At 71.5% G+C, this 21,818-nt stretch carries 19 protein-coding genes; 8 read left to right on the forward strand and 11 right to left on the reverse strand.

What is annotated here, in order from left to right; translation table 11 throughout:
• Positions 1-45: 45 nt before the first annotated feature.
• A complete protein-coding gene (locus IW249_RS28365; protein ID WP_196923562.1) occupies positions 46-795 on the reverse strand; it encodes a DUF8817 family protein in 750 nt (249 codons plus the stop codon).
• A 166-nt stretch (positions 796-961) separates the two neighbouring features.
• Between IW249_RS28365 and IW249_RS28370 the strand changes: the two genes are divergently transcribed.
• The 5 genes from IW249_RS28370 to IW249_RS28390 all read left to right on the forward strand — a co-directional run bounded on the left by IW249_RS28370 (position 962) and on the right by IW249_RS28390 (position 5,294).
• Positions 962-1,888, forward strand: coding sequence for a hypothetical protein (locus IW249_RS28370; RefSeq protein WP_196923563.1), 927 nt, complete (start codon positions 962-964; stop codon positions 1,886-1,888).
• Positions 1,885-2,337 (forward strand): ABA4-like family protein, encoded by a 453-nt coding sequence (locus IW249_RS28375; RefSeq protein ID WP_196923564.1) that lies wholly within the window; start codon positions 1,885-1,887, stop codon positions 2,335-2,337. Before IW249_RS28370 ends, IW249_RS28375 begins: the two co-directional genes overlap by 4 nt.
• 5 nt (positions 2,338-2,342) lie before the next feature.
• Complete coding sequence (locus tag IW249_RS28380) at positions 2,343-3,593, forward strand: sensor histidine kinase (RefSeq protein WP_196923565.1); 1,251 nt, start codon at positions 2,343-2,345, stop codon at positions 3,591-3,593.
• On the forward strand, positions 3,590-4,216 hold the full coding sequence (locus tag IW249_RS28385; RefSeq protein WP_196923566.1) for a response regulator transcription factor: 627 nt from the start codon (positions 3,590-3,592) through the stop codon (positions 4,214-4,216). Before IW249_RS28380 ends, IW249_RS28385 begins: the two co-directional genes overlap by 4 nt.
• Positions 4,217-4,328: 112 nt before the next feature.
• The gene (locus IW249_RS28390; protein ID WP_196923567.1) at positions 4,329-5,294 is read left to right on the forward strand and encodes a helix-turn-helix domain-containing protein; all 966 of its coding nucleotides are present in this window, start codon (positions 4,329-4,331) and stop codon (positions 5,292-5,294) included.
• Positions 5,295-5,345: 51 nt separating this feature from the next.
• Here IW249_RS28390 and IW249_RS28395 read toward each other — a convergent pair whose 3' ends face one another.
• Complete coding sequence (locus tag IW249_RS28395) at positions 5,346-9,212, reverse strand: S8 family serine peptidase (protein WP_196923568.1); 3,867 nt, start codon at positions 9,210-9,212, stop codon at positions 5,346-5,348.
• Between the two features lie 170 nt (positions 9,213-9,382).
• Positions 9,383-10,099: a YoaK family protein gene (locus tag IW249_RS28400; RefSeq protein ID WP_196923569.1), complete on the reverse strand. Its 717-nt coding sequence runs from the start codon at positions 10,097-10,099 to the stop codon at positions 9,383-9,385.
• Between the two features lie 70 nt (positions 10,100-10,169).
• On the opposite strand from IW249_RS28400, the gene IW249_RS28405 reads away from it, so the two are divergent.
• The gene (locus tag IW249_RS28405) at positions 10,170-10,850 is read left to right on the forward strand and encodes a GntR family transcriptional regulator (protein ID WP_196923570.1); all 681 of its coding nucleotides are present in this window, start codon (positions 10,170-10,172) and stop codon (positions 10,848-10,850) included.
• Here the strand turns inward: IW249_RS28405 and IW249_RS28410 are convergent.
• The 8 genes from IW249_RS28410 to IW249_RS28445 form a co-directional block, all read right to left on the reverse strand.
• Entirely contained in the window at positions 10,847-12,637 is a 1,791-nt protein-coding gene (locus IW249_RS28410; protein WP_196923571.1) for a gamma-glutamyltransferase family protein, read from the reverse strand. The genes IW249_RS28405 and IW249_RS28410 overlap by 4 nt on opposite strands.
• Positions 12,634-13,635 (reverse strand): ABC transporter ATP-binding protein, encoded by a 1,002-nt coding sequence (locus tag IW249_RS28415; protein WP_196923572.1) that lies wholly within the window; start codon positions 13,633-13,635, stop codon positions 12,634-12,636. Before IW249_RS28415 ends, IW249_RS28410 begins: the two co-directional genes overlap by 4 nt.
• A complete protein-coding gene (locus IW249_RS28420; protein ID WP_196923573.1) occupies positions 13,632-14,648 on the reverse strand; it encodes an ABC transporter ATP-binding protein in 1,017 nt (338 codons plus the stop codon). Before IW249_RS28420 ends, IW249_RS28415 begins: the two co-directional genes overlap by 4 nt.
• Entirely contained in the window at positions 14,645-15,532 is an 888-nt protein-coding gene (locus IW249_RS28425) for an ABC transporter permease (RefSeq protein ID WP_231392683.1), read from the reverse strand. Before IW249_RS28425 ends, IW249_RS28420 begins: the two co-directional genes overlap by 4 nt.
• Positions 15,529-16,485 carry an ABC transporter permease gene (locus IW249_RS28430; protein ID WP_196923574.1) on the reverse strand — a complete coding sequence of 319 codons (957 nt, stop codon included), beginning with the start codon at positions 16,483-16,485 and terminating at the stop codon, positions 15,529-15,531. Before IW249_RS28430 ends, IW249_RS28425 begins: the two co-directional genes overlap by 4 nt.
• Before the next feature lie 6 nt (positions 16,486-16,491).
• A complete protein-coding gene (locus IW249_RS28435; RefSeq protein ID WP_196923575.1) occupies positions 16,492-18,168 on the reverse strand; it encodes an ABC transporter substrate-binding protein in 1,677 nt (558 codons plus the stop codon).
• 272 nt (positions 18,169-18,440) lie between these two features.
• The gene (locus tag IW249_RS28440; RefSeq protein ID WP_196923576.1) at positions 18,441-19,670 is read right to left on the reverse strand and encodes an MFS transporter; all 1,230 of its coding nucleotides are present in this window, start codon (positions 19,668-19,670) and stop codon (positions 18,441-18,443) included.
• Positions 19,671-19,790: 120 nt separating this feature from the next.
• Entirely contained in the window at positions 19,791-20,315 is a 525-nt protein-coding gene (locus IW249_RS28445) for a MarR family winged helix-turn-helix transcriptional regulator (protein WP_196923577.1), read from the reverse strand.
• A gap of 90 nt (positions 20,316-20,405) precedes the next feature.
• Here IW249_RS28445 and IW249_RS28450 point away from each other — a divergent pair, with 90 nt between their 5' ends.
• Entirely contained in the window at positions 20,406-21,083 is a 678-nt protein-coding gene (locus IW249_RS28450; protein WP_196923578.1) for a hypothetical protein, read from the forward strand.
• Positions 21,084-21,105: 22 nt separating this feature from the next.
• Positions 21,106-21,816: a hypothetical protein gene (locus tag IW249_RS28455; protein WP_196923579.1), complete on the forward strand. Its 711-nt coding sequence runs from the start codon at positions 21,106-21,108 to the stop codon at positions 21,814-21,816.
• The last annotated feature ends 2 nt before the right edge of the window (positions 21,817-21,818 follow it).

Below are 21,818 nucleotides of genomic sequence, written 5' to 3' on the forward strand. Positions count from 1 at the left end.
GAAGTTGTGCGGATCTTGGCGAGCCAGGCGCGGGAAGGTCCGGGGTCAACGCTGGCCGGGCCACCACGGTTCGAGGATGGCCGGGTCGGCGACGTACTGCGCCACCTGCGTCCGCTGCTCCACTGTCAGCGGCAGCGCCTGGAGGCGGGCGCCCCACTCGGGCACCCGGTCGGCCTTGTCCAACACGGTCGCCAGCTCGATCAGACCGGCCAGCGCCATCGCCTGCTCGGCCACCGGCGCGTCCTCGGCGCGACGGCGCATCCCCGAGTCGAGCGCCCGGTAGGCCGCCCGGTCGTCCATCTTGAACTCGCGCAGGATCCGCGCGTTGTCGAGCACCCGGGCCAGCCCGTCGAGCTCCTTCGACCCGCCGTACTCCACGTCCTTCGGCTCGTCCCGCTGGATGAAGACGATGGTGTTGCCCGACGGGTCGATGATGCTGAACCGCGACGCCCCGGCCCGGTAGCGGGTCATCCGGGGAAGGCCCTTGACCAGCACCTTGCCGTAGCTGCGGCGCATCGCCTCGGTGAACACCGCGTGGTACGACGCGACCGCGTCCACCATCACCAGGCACCCACCGGAGTGCTCCTTCGCCGGGTCCAGGTCCTTGGGCGCCGGGCCGTAGTGCAGCTGGAACCCGCTCCAGGTGAAGGCCAGGTACACATATGGCCTGAGCTGTTCATAAGCCACCTCGAAGCCGAGCGCCCGCCAGAACGCCAGGGTCTCCTCCGGGGCCGCGCAGTGCAGCAGCGGCACTGTGGTCTCGTTCGGTTGGACACGGTCCTCGTTGGTCGTCATGATCGATCCCCGTCCGGTCGGCCGAGCGGCCATTGTGCCAGCACCGCCGAGCGGCTTCGACGGATTTCGTCTCCTACCCAGGGAGGAGGCGGGCTCCGACCAGCGGCCGCAACCGGGGCTCGGGGTCGGACGCGATCGGCGGTCACGACCACGAACATCTACAGACATGACTACCGTTCTGCGCCGGGCGACGCACTGGAATCGCCCACTGATGGTCTTCGTCGCCGCGATGGCGGTGCTCGCTGTCGTCGCCGCCGTCGGCATTCTCGTCGATTCGCGCGTTCTCACGGGGGCGCCGATCTGGCTCAAGCCGTTCAAGTTCGCGGTGTCGTTCGTGCTGTACGGCGCGACGCTCGCCTGGATGCTCTCCCTGCTGCCCCGACGCAGCCGGGCGGCAGAATGGGCGGTCACGATCATCGTCGCGATGGCGGTGATCGAGATGATCGTGATCGTCATTCAGGTGGTACGCGGGCAGACCAGCCACTTCAACGGCACCTCCCCGTTGAACGGCGCGCTGTTCTCGGTGATGGGCGCGGCGATCATGGTGCTGTTCCTCGCACACCTCCTGGTCGGCATCGTGCTGCTGATCCGGCGGATCCCGGATCGGGCCGCCGCGACCGCCGTCGGGTGGGGGCTCGGCCTGTCGCTGCTGGGCATGCTCGCGGCGGTGCCGATGGTGCTCCCCATGCAGGAGCCGGGGATCGACGGGATCTCCGGGGCGCACAGCGTCGGCGTCGTCGACGGCGGACCGGGACTGCCCGTGGTGGGCTGGAGCACCACCGGCGGTGACCTGCGGATCGGGCACTTCGTGGGGCTGCACGCCCTGCAGGCGCTGCCGATCCTGGCGATCCTGCTGACCCGGTTCGCGACGCGGTGGGACGAGCGCACCCGCGCCCGGCTGCTGGTCGTCGCGGGCGGCGCGTACGGCGTACTCACCGTGCTGTTGACCTGGCAGGCCCTGCGCGGACAGCCGCTGCTGCGGCCGGACGCGGTCACGCTCGCCGCGGTCGCGGCCCTGGTGGTCGCGACGGCGACCGCGACCGGCCTGGTGCTGGCCCGCGGACGCCGCCCGGACCTGGCGCTGGCCGCGTGACCGCGACGCTGTTCTCCCTGACGTTCGCGGTGGCCGCGCCGTTCTGGGCACTGATGATCCTGCTGCCCCGCTGGTCGTGGACCGCCCGGATCATCGCCTCGCCGCTGATCGTGCTGCCGGTCGTGGTGATCTACGCGCTGCTGGTGCTGCCGGCGTTCGGCGACGTGCTGCCGGCCGTGACGTCGCCGACCCTGGCCGGGGTGCGCGACCTGCTCGGCACCTCCGACGGGGCGGCGGCGGGTTGGGCGCACATGATCGCGTTCGATCTCTTCGTCGGGCGGTGGGCGTGGTTGGACAGCCGGGAACGGGGGGTGCCGGCGCTGGTGATGGCTCCGGTGCTGCTGCTGACCATCCTGCTCGGACCGCTCGGCCTGGCCGCGTACCTCGCGGTCCGGGCCCGGTGGCGGCGGCCGGCGGCCGTCGCCACCGGCCCGCAGCACCTAGGCTGACCACCGTGAGCTGGCCGGGGCGACTGTTCGACATGCGGGACACGCTCGTGCGGATGGTGCTGCTCGATCTCAGCGGGCTGTGCTACCTGCTCTTCGTTCCGCACTCCACCAGCACGCCCACGACGACACAGTGGATCCTCGCGGTACTCGCGTTCGCCGTGGCGCTGGCGGCGCACCGTCGGCCGGTGGTCAACCTGGTGGCGCAGGCCGCCCTGCTGGCGGTCGCGATCAGCCTGGTCGACGACTTCACCATCAACCAGGTTGGTGCCAGCTGGGCGCTGCTCGAGGTCACCATGCGCGCGCGCCGCGCGCAGGCCATCTGGCTGGCCGCCACGCTGCTGGTCGTGGTCGACCTGACCGACTCCATCGGCGACCCGCTCCGCCGGTTCGCCTCCGGCGTCGTCGGGCTGGCCCTGGAGGTCGGCGTGCCGGTGCTGCTCGGCCTCGTCATCCGCGCCAACCGGGAGCTGAGTCGGCAGGCCGTCGAGCGGGCCCTGGCCGAGCAACGCCAGCACGAGTCGGAGAGCCGCGCGGCCCGCGCCGACGAACGCAGCGCCATCGCCCGGGAGCTGCACGACGTCGTCGCGCACCATGTGGCGTCGATGGTCCTGCGGGTCGGCGTGGCCCGGCACGTGCTCACCGACCTGGATCCCCGCGTGGGCGAGGTCTTCGACGACGTGCACGGCACCGGCACCGCGGCCCTCGCGGAGCTGCGCCGGCTGGTCGCGGTGCTGCGCAACCCCGACGGGGTACGCGGTGACGCGGCGCTGACCGCGATCGAACCGGCCGCGCTGCCGGCGGCGATCGGCGCGTCCATCGACCGGGCCCGGCAGGCGGGTGTCACCGTGGAGGCCGATCTCGACCCGGCGATCGGTTCACTCGACGCGGTGCGCGGCATGGCGGTGCTGCGACTGACCCAGGAGGCGCTGACAAACGTGGCCAAGCACGCGGGGACGTCCGCGCTCGCGCATCTCGTGGTGGCCGTCCGGGACGGGTCGGTGCACTGGGAGGTCACCGACAACGGGCACGGTGGGGTGCCGGCGGGCGTGCCGGCCGGTGGCGGGCACGGCATCACCGGGATGCGGGAGCGTGTCGAGGTCCTCGGCGGTCGGCTGGAGGCGGGCCCGACCGACACCGGGTGGCGGGTGCGTACCGTCCTTCCGGCCGTGGCGTCCGCGTCGGCCGGGGCGCCGGTCGGGTCGGTGCCCCGCGAGCGGGAGGCCCCGGCCGGGTCGCCCGCGCCGGAGCCGGCGTGATCCGGGTGCTGCTGGTCGACGACCAGCACCTCATCCGGGCCGGGCTGCGCATGCTCTGCGACGCCCAACCCGACATCGAGGTCGTCGGGGAGGCCGACAACGGCCGGGAGGCGATCCCACTGGCCGGGAGGCTCCTCCCCGACGTCGTCGTCATGGACCTGCGGATGCCCGGCGTCGACGGGATCACCGCGACCAGCCGCATCCTCGCCGAACGTCCCGCCACCCGGGTCCTGGTGCTGACCACGTTCGGCGACGACGACCACCTCTACCCCGCGCTGACCGCCGGAGCGTGCGGGTTCCTGCTCAAGGACGCGCCGCCGACCGAGCTGCTGGACGGCATCCGCCGGGCCGCCGTCGGTGACAGCCCGTTCAGCCCGGAGGTGCTGCGCCGCCTCGTGCAGCGCGCGGTGCACGCCCGCCCCGGGTCACCACCGGCCCTGTCGGGCCTGACCGCCCGGGAACGGGACGTGCTGAACCTGGTCGCCGAGGGCCTGTCCAACACCGAGATCGCCGACCAGCTCCACATCGGTGTCACCACTGTCAAGACCCACATCACCAGCCTGATGACCAAGACCGACAGCCCCAACCGGGTCCGTCTGGCCCTGTTCGCCCGCGGCGTCTGAAGATCAGAAGGCGTGCGGTCGCGCCTCTTGACGTCCCGCTGGGAGCGCTCCAAGATCAGCTGGAGCGGAGCCGCACGAACGGCGGGCCGCCCGAGGCGGGTGTGGTGGTCTGTTGCTGAGCGCATTCGGTCTGAGCGAGCTGGAGGAGAAGGTCTACCTGGAGCTGGTCCGTGGCCGTGCCGGGACCGCGACCGAGCTGGCACCACGGGTCGCGGCCACGGTGGCCGAGCTGGACCACGCGCTCGACGCTCTCGCCCGAGCCGGGCTGGTACGCATGGTTGCCGGCCGCGCCGGTGCCACACCGCCCGACCTGGCCATCGAGTCGCTGCTCAACCAGCGGATGCGCGAGCTTCAGGAGGCGCGGGTCGGCCTGTGGGACTGGCTGCGGCAGCAACGCCCGGCGGACCCGATGGACCAGGATGTCCAGCTTGTCGTCGGTGTTCCCGCGATCATGCAGGCGTTCGACCAGTTCCTGCGCGGGGCGCAGGAGGAGGTGCTCGGCTTCGACCGCCCGCCGTACGCGGCCGTGTTGCAGGACAACCCGACCGAGGTCGAGATGCTCGGCCGGGGCGTCGCCTTTCGCGTCGTGTACGACCGGCGAGGGCTGGAACGGCCGGGTGCGGCGGCCCACATCGGCCGGTTCGTCGCGGCAGGTGAACAGGCACGGGTCGCCGCGAACGTGCCCGGTAAGCTCGCCGTCGCCGACCGCCGGGTCGCGCTGATCTCCTTCCCCGCGCGCGCCGAGAGCATCGACCCCTGGGCGCTCGTGGTCCGTGGCACCACCTGGGTGGAGGTGCTCGTGGCGCTGTTCACCGAGGTGTGGGACAGGGCCACGCCGCTGCGGCTCGCCGCGGCCAGCGAGGGGGTCGACGACGTCGAACGGCAGAGCACGCCCACCCCCGTCGACCGGCAGATCCTGTCGCTGCTGATGACCGGGTTGCCGGACAAGGCGGTCGCCTCCCAGTTGGGCATCTCGCTGCGTACGGTGCAGCGGCGGTTGCGGCAGCTGATGGACACGACCGGGAGCGCCACCCGGATGCAGCTCGGTTGGTTCATCGCCCGCAACGACTGGCTCTGAACCCGAAAACGGGGGCCTGCCGACACTGGAGGTGTCGGCAGGCCCCGGGGTTCACTTCGTGACCGTCAGCGACACGGTGATCGGGGTGGACGCGCCCTTCGCACCGTTGTTGGTGACCAGCAGCGTGGCGACGTACGGGCCCGGCGCCAGGCCGGTGGTGTCCACGGTGATGGTCAACGCGCCCTTCGCCCCCGCCGGCACCTCGCCGGAGGTTGCGGCGGACAGCCACGCCACGTCGCTGTACGCCGGCAGCGAGCCGTCGACGTGATAGACCTTGCTGCCGTACGGCCGGCCGGTCGCGTTACCGAGCACCCACAGGTTGCCCTGCTCGTCCAGGTCCAGCCCGGCGCCGCTGAGCGGGTTCGGGTCGGGGTCGGGCACCGAGGCGAGCGGCTGGCAGGTGGCCGGGTCGAGCGCCCAGATCGACTCTTTGGAGTCCTGGTTGATGCCCCACAACACGTTGTGTTCCTCGTTGAGGGCAAGGCCGGTCATCCACGGGATGGGCGGGGTGCACTCCCCCAGCACCGAACCGGGCTGCGGGTGAGACAGTCCGGCGAGGTGCCGGATGCGGTTGTCGCCGCTGAGGTAGAAGGTGTCGTCCGAGGCGCGGTAGGCGAGCCCGTAGTAGAGCTTGCCGGCCCACGGCCCGGTGATGGTCTCCTTCACCTCCAGGGTGTCCGGGTCGAAGCACACGATCGGCAGGTCCCCGATGAACGACATCTTCGGCGCGCACATCAGGTCCCGGCTCGGCACGTACGCCATGTCCGAGGGCCAGCCGTCGATCGGCAGCACACCCTTGCCCAGCGACCGGCCGTCCGTGCTGAAGCGCTGCATCTGCCCGAACAGGTACGAGTTGGAGACGATCAGCTCGCCGTTGCGGTAGCCGACGCCGTAGGCGTTGTAGAGCTCCTTGAGCGGGAACGAGCTGAGCTGCCGGCCCGGGATGCCGGTCGGCGGGGTGGGCGAGTTGATCTCCCGGGCCAGCCAGGTGGCCGGCAGGTCACCCCGGTTGGTCAGGGTCACCGTCGCAGTCCGGGTCACCCCGGCCCGGGCGGACACCGAGACCGCGTTCTTGTTGGCCAGCAGCAGCGGTGTACGCAGCGCCAGGTCGTGCGGGACGACCGTCGACTCGACAACGCCGACGGTGCTCGCCGGCAGGTCGTAGCCCGGTTGCAGAGCGGTCACCGTTACCGGCCCGGCCGGTGCCTCCACCTGGTAGAAGCCGTCGGCGTCGGTGGTCGTGGTGATCGGCTGCGGTGCGTCCGGCGATTCGACCCGCACCGTCGCGCCGGCCAGCGGCTGACGGTCGTTCGCATCCCGCACCGTGCCCCGCAGCAGGCCACGACCGGCCACCCGGAAGGTGATCGCGTCGGCCGCGTCGAGCACCTGCTCGTCGCGCGAGTACGTCAGCGCGTCGCGGCCGGTGGCGTCCTCGATGCCGACGGTCGCCGAGCCGCCGGTCCCCGCCGCCGTGGCGGCGAGCTTGCGGTACGCGATGGTGACGGTGCCGTTCTCGCCGAGGCGCACCTGGACGTCGACCCGGGTCTTCGGCGCGCTCTTCAGCGCGGCCCGGTTCCAGGTGACCACGACCTGTCGGGCCGTGCCGGTGCCGGACACCCTGGTACGCACCGTCGAGGCGTGGTCCAGGACCAGGTCGTCCCAGAACGCGTAGACGGCCGGTGCCGAGACCGCCGGGGCGGGCAGCGGACCGTTGTCGCCGACCGAGGTGCTCACGTCGACGCCGAAGGTCAGGTAACCGTCGGTGTGCACGGTCAGCTGACGGTAGGTGCTGCCGTAGAACGTCACCGGAAACGGCAGGTCGACGGCCCGGCTCGCGGTGTCGCCGGTGAGGGCCAGCACGCTGCCGCCGTCGGCCCACTCCGCGGTGGCCGTCCCCGCCCGGTAGCCGTGCCGGTCGGTCTTCGCGGCGAGCGCCACGTCCACCGTCTCCGGCCCGTCGACGGTCAGCGCGACCGTCTTCGGTGCCAGCCACCGGCCGTACTCGACCAGCAGGTCGTAGTCGGCCTCGGGCAGCATCCCGGTGTAGTGACCCTCGGCGTCGGTGACGAACGCTGGGAACGTCTCCCCGGCGAGCGCCAACCGGGCACCCACGACCGGCTTGCCCGCCGGGTCGGTGACCCGGCCCTGGATCGCCTGCCACGGGGCGGGCTCGGACAGGTCCAGCGTCAGATTGGTGGTGCCGCTTGTCGAGACGGTGATGGTCTGCCGTGCGGTGCGCCGCGCGAAGAACGACGCGGTCAGCGTGTACTCCCCGGCCGGGACCCGACCCAGCTGGACCGTGCCGCGCGCGTCGGTGCGGGCGGTGCGGGTGACCAGGGCGGAGGTCAGGGTGATCTTCGCCCCGGAGAGCACGGTGCCGTTCAGGTTCGCGTGCACCACGACGCCGCCGAGCTGCGCCGTCGAGGCCTGGGTCACCAGGTCGTACGCGTCGAGCCGACCCTCGCCGTAGACGTTGTTGTCGGCCGGGGTGCCGCCACACTGCAGGTCGTTGACGTCGTGCGCGGTGCGGTCCAGCAGCTCGCGGGTGGTTGCCAGGTCACGGCGCAGGTTCGGCACGGCCGACCAGGCCAGGGCGACCGCACCGGCGACGTGTGGAGCGGCCATGGATGTGCCGTCGCTCATGCCCCAGTCGCTGCCCGGCACTGAGGAGAGGATGCCTACCCCGGGGGCGGTGATGTCCGGCCGTACCGTGTCCTCGCGGCCCGGCCCTCGGCTGGAGAAGTCGGCGATCAAACCGGCGGCGCTGGTCGCGCCGACGGCGTACGCCAGCGGGTTGGTGGCCGGGTGGCCCGCCGAGCCGCACGGCTCGGGCAATTCCTTGGCCTCGTTGCCGACCGCGAAGACCGGGAAGATGCCGGCGGCGACCCAGGAGTCGATGATGGTGTCGTAGAAGGTGGGGTCACCGTCGTGGCCGCCCCAGGAATTGTTGATGATGTCCGGCGCGAGGTCCGGGCGGGGGTTCTCGCCGTTGCGGTCGGTGGGCGCGAGCATCCACTGGCCGGCCGCGAGCAACGCGCTGTTGCTGCAGTAGTTGGCCTCGCACCCCTTGGCCGCGATCCAGCTGGCACGCGGGGCCACACCGGTGATCCGCCCGTCGCCGTCGTCGCCGACCATCGTGCCGACCGTGTGGGTGCCGTGCCCGTAGTTGTCGCAGGGCGTCGACGGCAGGCAGATCCCGGTCGGGTCGTACCAGTTGTAGTCGTGCGTGAAGGTGCCGTCACCGTCGTTGCCCCGATACTGGCGGACCAGGGCCGGGTGGTCGTACTGCACACCGGAGTCGACGCTGCCGACGACGATGCCCTCGCCGCGGGTGCCGTACTCGCGCCAGACCTTGTCGGCGGCGAGTGAGGTGAGGTTCCACGGCAGCTGCGGGTTGTCGGCGGAGGCGCCGGCGGTGCGGACCGGCTCCGCGAGCTTGGTCCCACCGATCGCGGTGATCCGCGCGACGTCAGCCCGGCCGGCCAGTTCGGTCATCAGCTTCAGGTCGCCGGTGACCTCGATGATGTTCGCGATCCAGTACGGGGTGAAGTCGGCGTGCCGGTTGCGCAGCAGGGAGCGGAGCCCGCGCTGGGTCTTCTCGGCGTGGGCCAGCTTGGTCTCGTAGACCCGGGTGGTGCGGGCGACCCGCCCGGCCCGGCCACCGGCGGCCCGCTCGACCCGGTCCAGGTCGCTCTGGTTCAGCGTGGCCTCGTCGGTCAGCTCGACGAAGAAGCTGGCGTTGGTGCCGGTACGGGCCGCACCGAGCACGCGCGGGTCCACCTTGCGCAGTGGGTCGACAGCGCCGTTGCTCGGCGCGGGCGCGGCCACGGCGGCGCCGGTCGGCAGTGCGAGCACGATGGCCAGCGCCGCACCGACGGCACCCATGGCTCGACGTGTCCGCTGTCTGGGTCTGAGCATGAAGTACGTCCCCTCCCTCAGGCGGTCGCCCGGGAGGGCCGACACCGCCGTCGCCGATTCTCAGGCGACGGGCATCCGGCTGAACCACATGATCACTGGCGGAGCACGGACATGGCGGGTCTCCGCCATCCCGCGTTGGCCACACCGACACCGGCACGCCACCACAACGGTCAGGCCCGCATCCGCGCGGACACCGCGATGACGAGCACCAGCGGCACGATCAGCAGGGCCGGGGCGACGACCGGCAGGTGCAGGGCGACCACGGCGCCGACCGCCGCGCCGACCATGAGGGCCAGCAGCACCTGAACCTTGGGGCGCAGGCTGGCCCACGGGCTGCGCGCGGCGACCCCGGCGATCAGGCTGGTGAGCGTGCCGGTCAGGTACGTGGAGGACAGGCCGGACACGCCGAAGCGTTGGATCGCACTGCTCTGCACGCCCAACGCGACAGCGGACAGCATGAGCAGCGCCAGGTGGACACCCGCGTCGGGGGTGTGCAGGGTGACCTCCCAGACGACGGCGAACACCACGAACACCGCCAGCTCCAGGACCAACGCCCAGGTGACCCGCCGGGGCCAGACCGGATCGTCGGGCTGTGCCGAGCCGACGACGCGGGCGCCCGCGAGGACGCCGACGATGAAGCTGACGATGGCGCAGCCCGACGTCAGGGCCAGGTCGGCCTCGCCTCGGCCGGCCGAGAGCCCGAGCAGCACCATGTTGCCGGTCATCACGCTCGCGAACGCGCCGCCGAGGGCGAGGAAACCGAGAGCGTCGGCGCTCCCGGTCAGGAAGGTGAGGACGACGACGAGCGCCTGCCGTCGCCGCAGCAGGCGCTCGTCTCGGCGCGGGGCGACGCGGGGACGGGTGACGCGGGGCGCTGTGCTCGACACTGTCGGCCACCTTCCAGTAATTGTTCTTCGTATACACTTTGTCCGGACACGTTCACGGAGAGGCGACCAGGTGGCTGAAGACCTACGGGACAAGCTCGGCGCGCAACACCTGCCGCTACGCGATCAGGTCCTCGCCGCGCTGCGGACCGCCATCATCGACGGCGACTACCTGCCCGGGGAACGGCTGACCGAGGACCGGCTCGCCGAGGACTTCGGCGTCTCCCGCAACCCCGTCCGGGAGGCGCTGCGCGTCGCCGAGGCGGAGGGGTTCGTCGTGATCCTCCCCCGCCGGGGAGCGGTCGTCGCCTCACCGAGCAGCGGGACCATCACCGACATGTTCGCCGTGCGCGAGCGTCTGGAGGCGCTGGCCGCCCGACTGGCCGCCGAGCGGGCGACAGCGGCCGACGTGGCGTCCCTGCGTGCCCTGCTCGACCAGGGCCGTGAGGCGACCCAGCGGCAGGACCTGGCCCGGGTCGCCGAGCTGAACAGCACGCTGCACCTGCGCATCCTCCAGATCAGCGGAAACCCCTGGCTGTCGTCGATCGCCAAGTCGCTCTACCTCCATGTCCAGTGGGTCTTCCGGCTCGGGGCGGCCGAACGCGCGCCACACTCGTGGGCCGAGCACATCCAGCTCGTCGACGCCATCGAGTCAGGCGACGGTGACCGCGCCGAGCGGGCCGCGCTCGACCACCTCGACGCGGCATCCGCCGCGGCGTACGAGAACGCCGAAGGCGGCTACGGCGCCCGCTAACGGCCGCACGCGTAGCCCTGCATCCCTCGGGGGTTCGCGCCGGCGGCCAGCACGCCCGTCGTCGGGTCACGGGTCACCGCGCAGAGCCGACCGAGACTCCACCCGTCGGTGACCCGCACCTCGTGCCCGTACGCCCGCAGGGCCGCCAGCACGCCCTCGTCGAGCCGGTCCTCCACCACCAGGACACCGGGCTCCATGTTGCGGGGGTAGAACGACCCCGGCAGGCTGACCGTGTGCCACGCCGGCGCGTCGATGGCCTCCTGGAGGCTCTGGCCACCGACGAGGTGCCGCAGCAGGAACGGCAACTGCCACTGGTCCTGCTGGTCGCCACCGGGGGTGCCGCAGGCCAGCACCGGCTCACCGTCGCGGTGCACCATCGTCGGGCTCAACGTCGTACGCGGGCGGCGGCCCGGCGCCAGCGATGAGGCGAGCCCCTCCTCCAGCCAGAACATCTGCAACCTGCTGCCCAGCGGAAAACCGAGCTCCGGAATCGTCGGGGAACTCTGCAACCAACCACCACTGGGCGTAGCGGAGATCATGTTTCCCCAGCGGTCGACCACGTCCACGTGACAGGTGTCGCCCCGGGTCACCCCGTCCGACTGCACTGTCGGCTCTCCCGTGGTGGCGTCCGTCGGCCCGGTACGCCGCCCGGCACCCGGTCCGACGTGGGCGGGTAGGCGCGGCTGCGCCCCGTCCGGACGCCCCGGCCGCAACTCCGCCGACGCGCGATCGCCGATCAGGGCGGCCCGCTCCCGCGCGTACTGCGGGGAGAGCAGCGCCTTGGCGGGCACGTCGACATCGTCGCCGTACCAGGCCTCCCGGTCAGCGAAGGCGAGCTTGAGCGCCTCGACCTGGGCGTGGATGCCCGCCGTGGTGTCCGGGTCGTACGCGCCCGGGTCGTCGAGCGCGTCCAGTGTGGCCAGGGACTCCAGCAGCACCGGGCCCTGACCCCAGAAGCCGGTCTTCGCCACCGAGTAGCCGTGCCAGTCGAGGGTGGCGGGCGTCTCCCAGCTCGCCGAGTACGCGGCGAGGTCGTCGCCGGTGACCAGCCCGGCGTGCGGGCGGCCGCTGGAGTCCTGGAACGGTCGCCGGCTGAACGCGTCGATCGCCTCGGCGACGAAGCCGGTGCTCCAGGCCCGGCGGGCGGCCTCGATCTGGGCCTCCCGGTCGGCGCCGGCCGCCCGTCCCGCCTCGACGAGTCGGCGCAGGGTGTCCGCGTACGCCGGGTTGGTGACCATCTCCCCCGCGGCGGGTGGTCGGCCGCCGCGCAGCCAGAGCGCGGCGGAGGTGGGCCAGTGTTCCTCGAACAACGACCGGACGGCCGCCACCGTGTCACCGACCCGGCCCACCAGCGGGTGCCCGGCGCCGGCGTAGCCGATCGCCGGCTCCAGCACCTCGGCGAGGGTGAGCGTGCCGTGCTCGCGCAGCAGCAGGAGCCAGGCGTCCACCGCGCCGGGTACGGCCGCCGCGAGCGGGCCGGCACCCGGGATGAGGTCCATGCCGAGCGACCGGAAGTGCGCGATGGTGGCGCCTGCCGGCGCGGGCCCCTGCCCGCACAGCACCTTCGGCGTCGGGTCCGCTGCGGTGGCCACGATGGCCGGCACCTCGCCGCCCGGCCCGTTCAGGTGCGGCTCGACGACGTGCAGGACGAACCCGGCGGTGACCGCGGCGTCGAAGGCGTTTCCCCCGCGTTCCAGGATGCCCATCGCGGCCTGGCTGGCGAGCCAGTGGGTGGAGGACACCATGCCGAAGGTGCCCTGCAACGTGGGTCGGGTGGTGAACGTCATGACAACACCTCACTGGGATCTGTGGTGCGAACGTCGGGACCGGTGCCGTCCGGTCGGACCAGGTGGCAGGCGGCCATGCCGTCGCCGATCGCGGTCTGCGCCGGGACCTCCGTCGCGCACCTGTCGAAGGCGAGCGGGCACCGGGTCCGGAACCGGCAGCCCGACGGCGGGTCGAGCGCGGACGGCAGGTCGTCGCCGAGCAGCACCGGTTGACGGTGGCGCTGACGCACCGGGTCGGCCACCGGCGCGGCGGAGAGCAGCGCCTGCGTGTACGGGTGGGCGGGCCGGGCGAAGATCCGCTCGCGGCTGCCGGTCTCGACGAGTTGACCCAGGTACATGACCGCGATGTCGTCGGCCAGGTACTCGACAGCGGAGAGGTCGTGGGTGATGAACAGGCAGGCGAACCCGATGTCGCGTTGCAGGTCGGCGAGGAGGTTGAGCACCGACGCCTGCACTGACACGTCGAGCGCGCTGGTGGGTTCGTCAGCGATGAGCAGCATGGGCTCGGAGATCAGGGCCCGCGCGATGCTGACCCGTTGACGTTGCCCGCCGGACAGCTCGTGGGGATAGCGACGGGCCACCTCGGCGCGTAGGCCGACCCGCTCGAGTTGGGGGGCGACGCGGGCGTCCCGGTCGCGCCGGGAGATCCGCTTGCCGGCCAGCCGCAACGGCTCGGCCACGATCTCGCCCACCAGCATGCGTGGGTCCAGTGACGCGGCCGGGTCCTGGAAGACGATCGACACCGCGCCGCGATGGGGGCGCAGCCGCCGTCGGGACAGGTGGGTGACGTCGGTGCCCGCGATCCGGACCGTTCCCGCGGTCGGCTCGACGAGCCGCACCACGCATCGGCCCACCGTCGACTTTCCGGAACCGCTCTCCCCCACCAGGGCCGTGACCCGGCCCCGCGGGATGGTCAGGGACACCCCGTCCACGGCGCGCACCGGGCCGAAGTGCATCACGAGGTCTGCGATCTCCAGGGCGTTCGGGTGCGGCGTCATCGGTTCGCCTCCTGAGCTGCCGTCGGTGCCGTCGTGCAGGGGTGCCAACAGGCCGCGACATGGTCGGTGCCACCGATGCCCTCCAGCGGCGGGGCGGCCGCTCGGCACTGCTCATCGGCGGCTGGGCAGCGATCCGCGAAGGTGCAGGCGTCGGGTTGGCTGGCCAGGACGGGCACCAGTCCGGGGATTTCGGTCAACCGGTCGGTGCCGGCGTGCCGGCCCGGCTGCGGTGACGCCGACAGCAGTCCGGCCGTGTACCGGTGCCGCGGGTGGGCGAACAGGTCGTCGACGGGCGCCCGTTCCACCACCCGGCCCGCGTACATGACGACGACGCGGTCGGCGATGTCGGCGATCACGCCGAGGTCGTGGGTGATGATGAGGACGCTCGTGCCGAGCCGGTCGCGCAGGTCCCGCAGCACCTGGAGGATGCCGGCCTGGACGGTGACGTCCAGTGCGGTGGTCGGCTCGTCGGCCACCAGCACCTTCGGGCCGCAGGCCACCGCCATCGCGATCATCACGCGCTGGCGCATGCCGCCGGATAGCTGGTGCGGATAGTTGTCGACCCGCTGGGCGGCGGACGGGATCCCGACGAGCGTCAACAGTTCGACGGCGCGCGCCCGCGCCGCCCGTCGGGACATCCGCTCGTGGACCTGGAGCACCTCCCCGATCTGCCGCCCGACGGTGAGCACCGGGTTCAACGACGTCATCGGCTCCTGGAAGATGTACGCGATCTCCCGGCCACGGACCCGACGCAGGGCCGACTCGCGGGCCCCGACCAGCTGCGTGCCGTCCAGGCGCACCGACCCGGTGACTCGGGCGCTGCCCGGGAGCAGTCCGGCGATGCTCATCGCGGTGACGCTCTTCCCGCACCCCGACTCGCCCACCATCCCGACGATCTCCCCGGCCGCGAGGTCCAGGCTGACCCCGTCGACCGCCGAGACGGTGCCGGTCTCGGTCGGGAACGACACCGACAGGTCGCGGATCTCCAGCACGGGCGCGGAGGGCGTGGTCATCGTCGGTCTCCCTTCGGGTCGAGGGCGTCGCGCAGGGCGTCACCGAAGACGTTGAACGCCAGCGCCAGACCCATGATCACGACGCCGGGGAAGACGGCGGCCCAGGGTGCGCGGGCGGCGAACTGCTGGGCGGTGGCCAGCATGGTGCCGAGACTGGGCGCGGGCGGCTGGATGCCGAGGCCGAGGAAGGACAGCACCGCCTCGCCGAGGATCGCGGCCGGGATGGCGACAGTGGCCTGCACCAGGATCACCGAGGTCGCGTTGGGCAGGATGTGCCGGGCCAGCACCCAGAGGTCGCTCGCGCCGTCCACGACGGCCGCCGCCACGAAGTCCAGCGACTTGAGGCGCAGGGTGTCCGAGCGGACGACCCGGATCACCCCGGGGATCTGGGCGATGCCGATGGCCACCGCGGCGTTGCCGAGGCTGGCGCCCCGGATGGCCGCCAACCCCACCGCCATGATCAGAAACGGAAACGCCAGCAGCAGGTCGGTGAAACGCGAGATCACCGCGTCCCAGGCCCGGAAGTAGCCGGCAGCGAGCCCGAGCGGCACCCCGATGACCAACGACGTGGCCACCGCCAGGAGCCCGACCTGCAACGACGCCCGCGCACCGAGCATGATGCGGGAGAGGACGTCCCGGCCGAGATCGTCGGTGCCCAGCAGGTGCCCGGCGGTGCCGGGAGGTGCGAACGTACGGGCGAAGTCGGTCTGGTCGACCGAGTAGGGCGCGAGCCAGGGCGAGAGCAGCGCGATGACGCCCGCCAGCGCGAGGACGACGAAGCTCACCACGGCGAGCGGGTTGCGGCGCAGCCGCCGCAGCACCCGGGTACGCCGGGTGACGCTGGCGGCACCGGTCTCCGCCATCGGTACGGTGAGGACGGTCATGCCGGATCTCCCGTCACCCGGATGCGGGGATCGATGACCGAGTAGAGCAGGTCCACGAAAAAGTTGATCACGATGTAGGCCGCCGCGGTGAGCAGGACGACGGCCTGGATCACCGGATAGTCCCGTTGGAACACCGCGTCGATGGTCATCTTGCCGAAGCCCGGCAGCCCGAAGATCTGTTCGGTGACGACAGCGCCCGAGATCAGCCCACCGAGTTGGAGACCCACCACGGTCACCACCACGATGAGGCTGTTCCGCAGGGCGTGCCGGGTGATGACGGCGCGCGGTCGCAGGCCCTTCGCCTTCGCCGTCCGCACGTAGTCGGAGGAGAGCGAGTCCAACATCGCCGACCGGGTCTGCCGCATGATGATCGCGGCGAGGCCGGTGCCGAGGATCACCGCCGGCAGGACGATGTGGTGCAGGTTGTCCACGGGGTCCTCCAGGATCGGCACGAAGCCGGAGGCGGGGAAGAGCCCGGTCGCCACGGACAGGTAGAGGATCGCCAGCAGCCCGAGCCAGAAGTGCGGCACCGACAGGCCGATCAGGGCCAGGCCGTTGGCGAGCCACTCCGCCGGACGTCCACGACGGACCGCCGCGATCACCCCCGCGCCGACGCCGAGCGCCGCCGCGATGAGGATCGCCAGGACGGACAGCTCGACGGTCACCGGCAGGGCGGTCGTGAGCATCGACGACACCGGGGTACCGGTGCGGATCGACACCCCGAAGTCGCCCTGCGCCATGCGCTCCACGTACTGGGCGAACTGCACCGGCAGCGGCTGGTCCAGCCCGTAGTGCCGACGGATGGCCTCCAGGGCCTCCGGCGACCGGTCCTCACCGGCCAGGGCGAGGGCCGGGTCGCCGGGGAGCGCCCGTACGCCGACGAAGACCACGATCGTCGACAACAGCAGGGTCAGCGCCGACTGCCAGGCGCGGGTGAGCAGATACCGGGCCACGGCGGCCTACTTGCCGAAGCCGGCGAAGGCCGCCCGGATCACGCCGTCCGGGTAGACCTGAAGGCCCTGGATCTGCTTGCTGACGGCGGTCAGGTTGCGCTGCCGGTAGAGGTAGATCAGGGCGTCGTCCTGCTGGAGCAGAGTGACAGCCTGCCCGTACAGCTTCCGGCGCTCCTCGACGTCGCCGGCCTGCCGGGCCTGGGTCAACAGGGTGTCGAGCTGGGGGTTGCTGTAGCCGGCGACGTTCTGGCTGGCGCTGGTGCCGACGAAGTTCGTGATGTTGGCGTCCGGGTCGATCCGGCCGCTCCACCCCAGTTGCAGCAGCTCGAAGTTGCCGCGGTCCTGCTCGTCGAGGAGCGACGAGTACTCCACCGGGTTGATCTTCAGGTCGAATCCGCCGTCCTTGACCATGGACTGCAACGCCTGCGCGAGGCGCAGCGTGTCGGGCGTGTTCGAGGCGAGCATCGTGACCGTGTACGGCGTCTGCACGCCGGCCTCGGCCAGCAACTGCTTGGCCTTGGCGGGGTCGTGCGCCGGGCAGGTCTGCGCCTCCGGCGACGAGAACGTGCTCGCTGGCGAGATCGGGGAGCAGGCGGCGGCGTGCAGACCGTTGAAGACCGCGTCGACCAGGGACTTGCGGTCGATGGCGTGCTCGAAGGCCTGCCGCACCTTGGCGTTCTGGGCGAGGGGGCGGTTGATGGGCTTGGGGGCGGTGCCGACGCCGTCGACGTTGCCGACGTTGATGGTCAGGCCCTGGTAGCCGAGGGACTGCGACTGGAGGACGGAGACCGCCGCGTCCTGGCGCAGCGAGGCGACGTCCTGGGTGGAGATGGAGTCGGCGACCTGGGCGTCGCCCGAGCGCAGGTTGGCGGCGCGGATGCTGGCGTCGGTGAGGATCCGCCACGAGATGGCGTCCAGGTGCACCTTGTTGGCGTCGTAGTAGTTCGGGTCCCGTACGACCTCGATGGAGTTCTGCGGCACCCGCTTCGCGAACTTGAAGGGGCCGACGCAGACCGGCGCGGAGGCGAAATCGTCGCCCTTGGACCGCAGCGCCTGCGCACTCATGATCATGCCGGCCCGGTCGGCGAGGGCGCCGAGCAGCGGCGCGAACGGCTGCTTCAGCCGCAGGACGACGGTCTGCGCGTCCGGGGTGTCGACGCCGTCGATGGGGCCCAGTTCGCTCTTGCGGGCCGACCGGGCGTTGGTGAGGTGGCGTTGCAGGGTGGCCTTCACCGCGGCCGAGTCGAACGCCGTGCCGTCCGCGAAGCGCACGCCGGGCCGCAGCGGAATGGTCACCGTCCGGCCGTCGCCGCTCGTGGTGGGCAGGGCCGTCGCGAGCTGCGGTACGACCTGCGCCTGCTCGTTGACGTCGTAGAGCTTCTGACACATGGCCTGGAAGACGTAGCGGGAGTAGAGGCTTCTCGACAGCGTCGGGTCCAGCGCGTCGGGCTCGGCGGAGAGGGCGATGACCAGCTTGCCGCCCTGCTTCACGGCGGCGGGGTCGGCGGGCGTGCCGAAGGAATCCTGGCCTGCCGACTGGTCGCCGCCGGACGGGTCGCCGCCGTCGTTGTTCGACACCGGTGAGCAGGCAACGACAGTGCAGACGACGGCGGCCGCCGCAACGGCGGCCCGGAGCACCCGGCGGCGGGGCAGGTTCGTGTCGCGGACGGAGAGGTTCGTCATGGAGAGCTCCTCAAGTGGGCGATTCGGGGAGCGTATGTTGTATACGATGACCGCCGCAAGACCTCCATGAATGGCTCTCGGCGCCCGTCCGCGGGCCGCGTGGGGTGCGTCCACGGGGGCCGACGGCTGCACCGCGCGTCCTTTGCTCTGCTTCACCCCGCGCAACGGCACGTGTCCGATATCCGGACACCCGGTGGTGCGTCCGTTGAAGCAGAGCAAAGACCACCACCAACCCCTACCGACCCGCTCGGCCAGCCGGCACCGCCGTCAGCTCAGGCCGCGGGTTTCGCCGTGGGCGCGGGCGGGGCCGGGTCTTTCCGCAGGAGACTGAGCAGTACCACGAGCGCGAGCACCGCCACCACCGCGCTGAAGATCTCGCCGGCCGGGCGCAGACCGATGGTCTGGATCAGCAGACCGACCCCGACCGCTGGCACACCGAGCATGGCGAACAGGATGGCGAAGAAGGTCGACACCGCCTCGGCCCGGTGCTGCGGCTCGGTCTTCATGGTGATCGTCGCGATGCCGTCGCCGACCGCCACCCCGGACGCGACACCGATGATCGCCGCGCTGATGATGAGCGTCGCCAGCAACGCCATCCACATGCTGAACGCGAGCAGGCCCGCCCCCACGACCAGGCCGGCGCAGGCGCTGGCCAGCGCGGCACGCGAGGACAACACGCGGGTCAGCAGCTGACCGAACGCCGCGCCGGTGAAAGCCACGAAGACCACCAGCGCGGCCAGGGTGTGTGAGGTCTCGTGCAGGACCATGCCGAGGAACAGCCCGCTCACCGACGTCAGCACCCCGAGGGCGGCGAAACCCGCGCCGGCGGTGAGCGCCGAACGGACGAAGGCGCCACGGATGGTCGCCGGCACGTGCAACCGCTGCAGCCGCACTGTCACCGGCGAACGTTCCCGGACCGTCTCCGGCACCCCGCGCAGCGCGATGATCGCGATCACCGCCAGGATCAACACGATCACCCAGGGCAGCCGGAGCGGTTCGGGTGCCACGTCCGACACGATCCCGGACAGCAGGGTGCCGGTGGCCAGGCCGCCCAGGTTCGCGAAGATCGACACGGTGGCGGCACGCTTCGGGTGCCGGGGGTCGATCAGCTCCGCCAACGCCGCTGTCGCCGTGCCGATGATCAGTGCGGCGGACAGCCCGGCGAGGATCCGACCCACGATGATCATCGCCAGGTCGACGGCGGCCAGGAAGACGGCGTCGGCGGCGACGGAGAGCAACAGCGCGATGAGGATGACCGGGCGCCGGCCGATCTGGTCGGAGAGCCGACCGAAGACCAGCAGTCCGACCACGACTCCCAGCGCGTACAGCGCGTAGACCACTGTCACCGTCAACGACGAGAACCCGAACTCCAGCTCGTAGAGCGGGTACAGCGGGGTCGGCACTGTGGTGCCCACAAGCGTGATCCAGAACGCGAACGCGACCCGCACCGCGCCGGACGTGGACCCTGTCGTTGCGCCCCCAGCGCGGCTGGCGTCGGACATGAGCAGTCCCCCCGGGTTCGGACCCTGTCACGGGCCGTCGCCACCGCACCCTTCTCATCGCGGCACCTGGCCCGCGTACAAGCATGGGCTGGGGCATCGGGGTGATGTGCGGTAACCGCCCTAAAGGCCCTCGCCCGAGGCGGCAGCGCTTCCGGGCCGGACGGCCGTTTCCAGGCCGGGATGAACTCCCGGCGGGTTCCCGGTATCGCCGGCGATTCGTTGCAGGGCGGCGATGAGCGCGACGCGCTCGTCGGCGTCAAGCGCGGCGAGGACCTCGTCCTCGTGCTGGTCGGCGACCTCGCGTGCGCGAGGGAGTAGCTGTCGCGCGGCGCCGGTCAGGTGGATGGCGTGGGCTCGGCGGTCGCCTGGATGCCGTCGGCGTTCCACCAGGCCGCGCTGTTCGAGGTCGTCAAGCAGGCCGACCATGACCTTGCGGTGGACGCCCAGCGCGTCGGCGAGCTGCTGCTGGGAACGCCCCTCGCCACGCTCCACGTGCATGAGCAGTCCGAAGTGGTTCGGTGCGATGCCCAGCGGTGCAAGCCGCGCGGCGAACGTCTGCGCAACGTGGAACCCGAGCTGTGACAGCAGGAAGTTGGCCCGGTCGGCGAGCGGCCGGTCCGCAGGTGGTGCAGAGTCGTCAGACACCTCGGTATTGTACGTCCACGGTATTGTCCGTTACGGTAACAGTCACCGCGACGCCGTATCGCTGCGTCCGTCGACACCGGAGGATGCGTGATGTCCCATCCGCTGCCCCGCTTCGCCGAACCGGAACCGTACGGATTTCTCTATCTGGGTTTCCAGGCTGCGCCCGCGCAACGACTGCCCGTCTACACCCGCACCCCACGCCGGCGCAGCGCGGCGGCGCGGCTCGTGCAGGCAGTTCCCGCACTCGTACGCCGCCCCGACGTCGTGTCCGTCAAGGTCTTCCGGGCGGTGTTCATCCCGCCACTGCCGGGCGCACCCAGGTACGACCTGGCGATGCTCGTCAGGACTGTGAGTGTGGAGCACCTGGAGACCGTCCGTACCTGCGACGAGGTCTCAGCCCTCGACGGCGAGCAGATCCTCGCCGGTGTCAACGTGGCCCGGATCGGCGAAACCGACGCTCGAACCGACGGCACCTTTCTTTTCAACCACTTCACCGCCGTGCCGGGCACCGACGCCGAAGCCGTTTGGCGCTCCCTCACCGGCTGGTACACCACCAAGACCGGCGTCGACAACTCCACCGCTCTGCGCCCCACCGGACCATCGTCGTTCGCGCTCATCAACTACGCGCGAATACCCGCCGGGGCGATCCGATTCCTGTTCGGGCAACTCACGCGGCCGAGCTTCCACCGCTTCGTGCGAGCCACGCTCGACGACCACGGAATGCACGCCCTGCCTGCCTTTCACCGTTCGATCCACGCGTCGACGTGAGCCTCGACCGAAGGGAACCTCCATGCGCTTCCACGGCCTTGCCGGCATCGCCGGCATCGGCTTCGTCATCATCCTGATCGCGGCCAACCTGCTGCTGACCGCAGCGGGCTTCCCAACCCCCTCCGAAGCCACATCCGTCGACGAGATCACCGCGGTCTTCGCTGCCGAATCCGGGGCACTACGCATGGCCTCGGCACTCTTGCCGGCAGCCTGGTTGCTGGCCACGATCTTCGCCGTCGGGGTGTGCGTCTGCCTCCAACGCGACCAACGGTCCCGGACGGACCCGTGGTCCCTCGTCGGGCTCGCTGGCGTGCTCATGCAGTCGGTGGTGTTCACCGCCGTCGAGGCAACCCGGCTCGCGCTGATGTCCGCCGCCCAGCACGGCGGCGGCAGCGTCACCGGCCTCTGGGGCTTGTACAACGCCCTGTTCGGCTTCAACCAGGTGTTCCTGGCGACCGCGCTCGTCGGGTTGTCGATGTTCGGCATCCGTACCGGTGCCATGGCTCGATGGCATGCCGGCATCGGCTTCCTCGCCGCCACGCTGTTGTTCATCACCGCGACCACGAGTCCGTACGGCATCGACGGCGTCAACCCGCTGGCCCTGCTCGGCCTCGTCGGCTGGCTGCTCTGGCTGGCGTGGATCGTGTCGTACAGCATCATCCTGATCCGACAGGGGTCCGATCAGTCCGGTCGCGGTGGGAAGCGGCTCGGGAGGCCGCTTCCCACCGCGTAACT

It is taken from the genome of Micromonospora vinacea, assembly GCF_015751785.1.
In the GTDB taxonomy this organism is placed as follows: domain Bacteria; phylum Actinomycetota; class Actinomycetes; order Mycobacteriales; family Micromonosporaceae; genus Micromonospora; species Micromonospora vinacea.

Bases quoted from the DNA above. Each gene is read 5' to 3' on its own strand.
- IW249_RS28365 (WP_196923562.1), bottom strand. From the start codon at position 795: ATGACGACCAACGAGGACCGTGTCCAACCGAACGAGACCACAGTGCCG.
- IW249_RS28455 (WP_196923579.1), top strand. From the start codon at position 21,106: ATGCGCTTCCACGGCCTTGCCGGCATCGCCGGCATCGGCTTCGTCATC.
- IW249_RS28410 (WP_196923571.1), bottom strand. From the start codon at position 12,637: ATGACGTTCACCACCCGACCCACGTTGCAGGGCACCTTCGGCATGGTG.
- IW249_RS28395 (WP_196923568.1), bottom strand. From the start codon at position 9,212: ATGCTCAGACCCAGACAGCGGACACGTCGAGCCATGGGTGCCGTCGGT.
- IW249_RS28425 (WP_231392683.1), bottom strand. From the start codon at position 15,532: ATGACCGTCCTCACCGTACCGATGGCGGAGACCGGTGCCGCCAGCGTC.
- IW249_RS28420 (WP_196923573.1), bottom strand. From the start codon at position 14,648: ATGACCACGCCCTCCGCGCCCGTGCTGGAGATCCGCGACCTGTCGGTG.
- IW249_RS28370 (WP_196923563.1), top strand. From the start codon at position 962: ATGACTACCGTTCTGCGCCGGGCGACGCACTGGAATCGCCCACTGATG.
- IW249_RS28450 (WP_196923578.1), top strand. From the start codon at position 20,406: ATGTCCCATCCGCTGCCCCGCTTCGCCGAACCGGAACCGTACGGATTT.
- IW249_RS28440 (WP_196923576.1), bottom strand. From the start codon at position 19,670: ATGTCCGACGCCAGCCGCGCTGGGGGCGCAACGACAGGGTCCACGTCC.
- IW249_RS28435 (WP_196923575.1), bottom strand. From the start codon at position 18,168: ATGACGAACCTCTCCGTCCGCGACACGAACCTGCCCCGCCGCCGGGTG.
- IW249_RS28415 (WP_196923572.1), bottom strand. From the start codon at position 13,635: ATGACGCCGCACCCGAACGCCCTGGAGATCGCAGACCTCGTGATGCAC.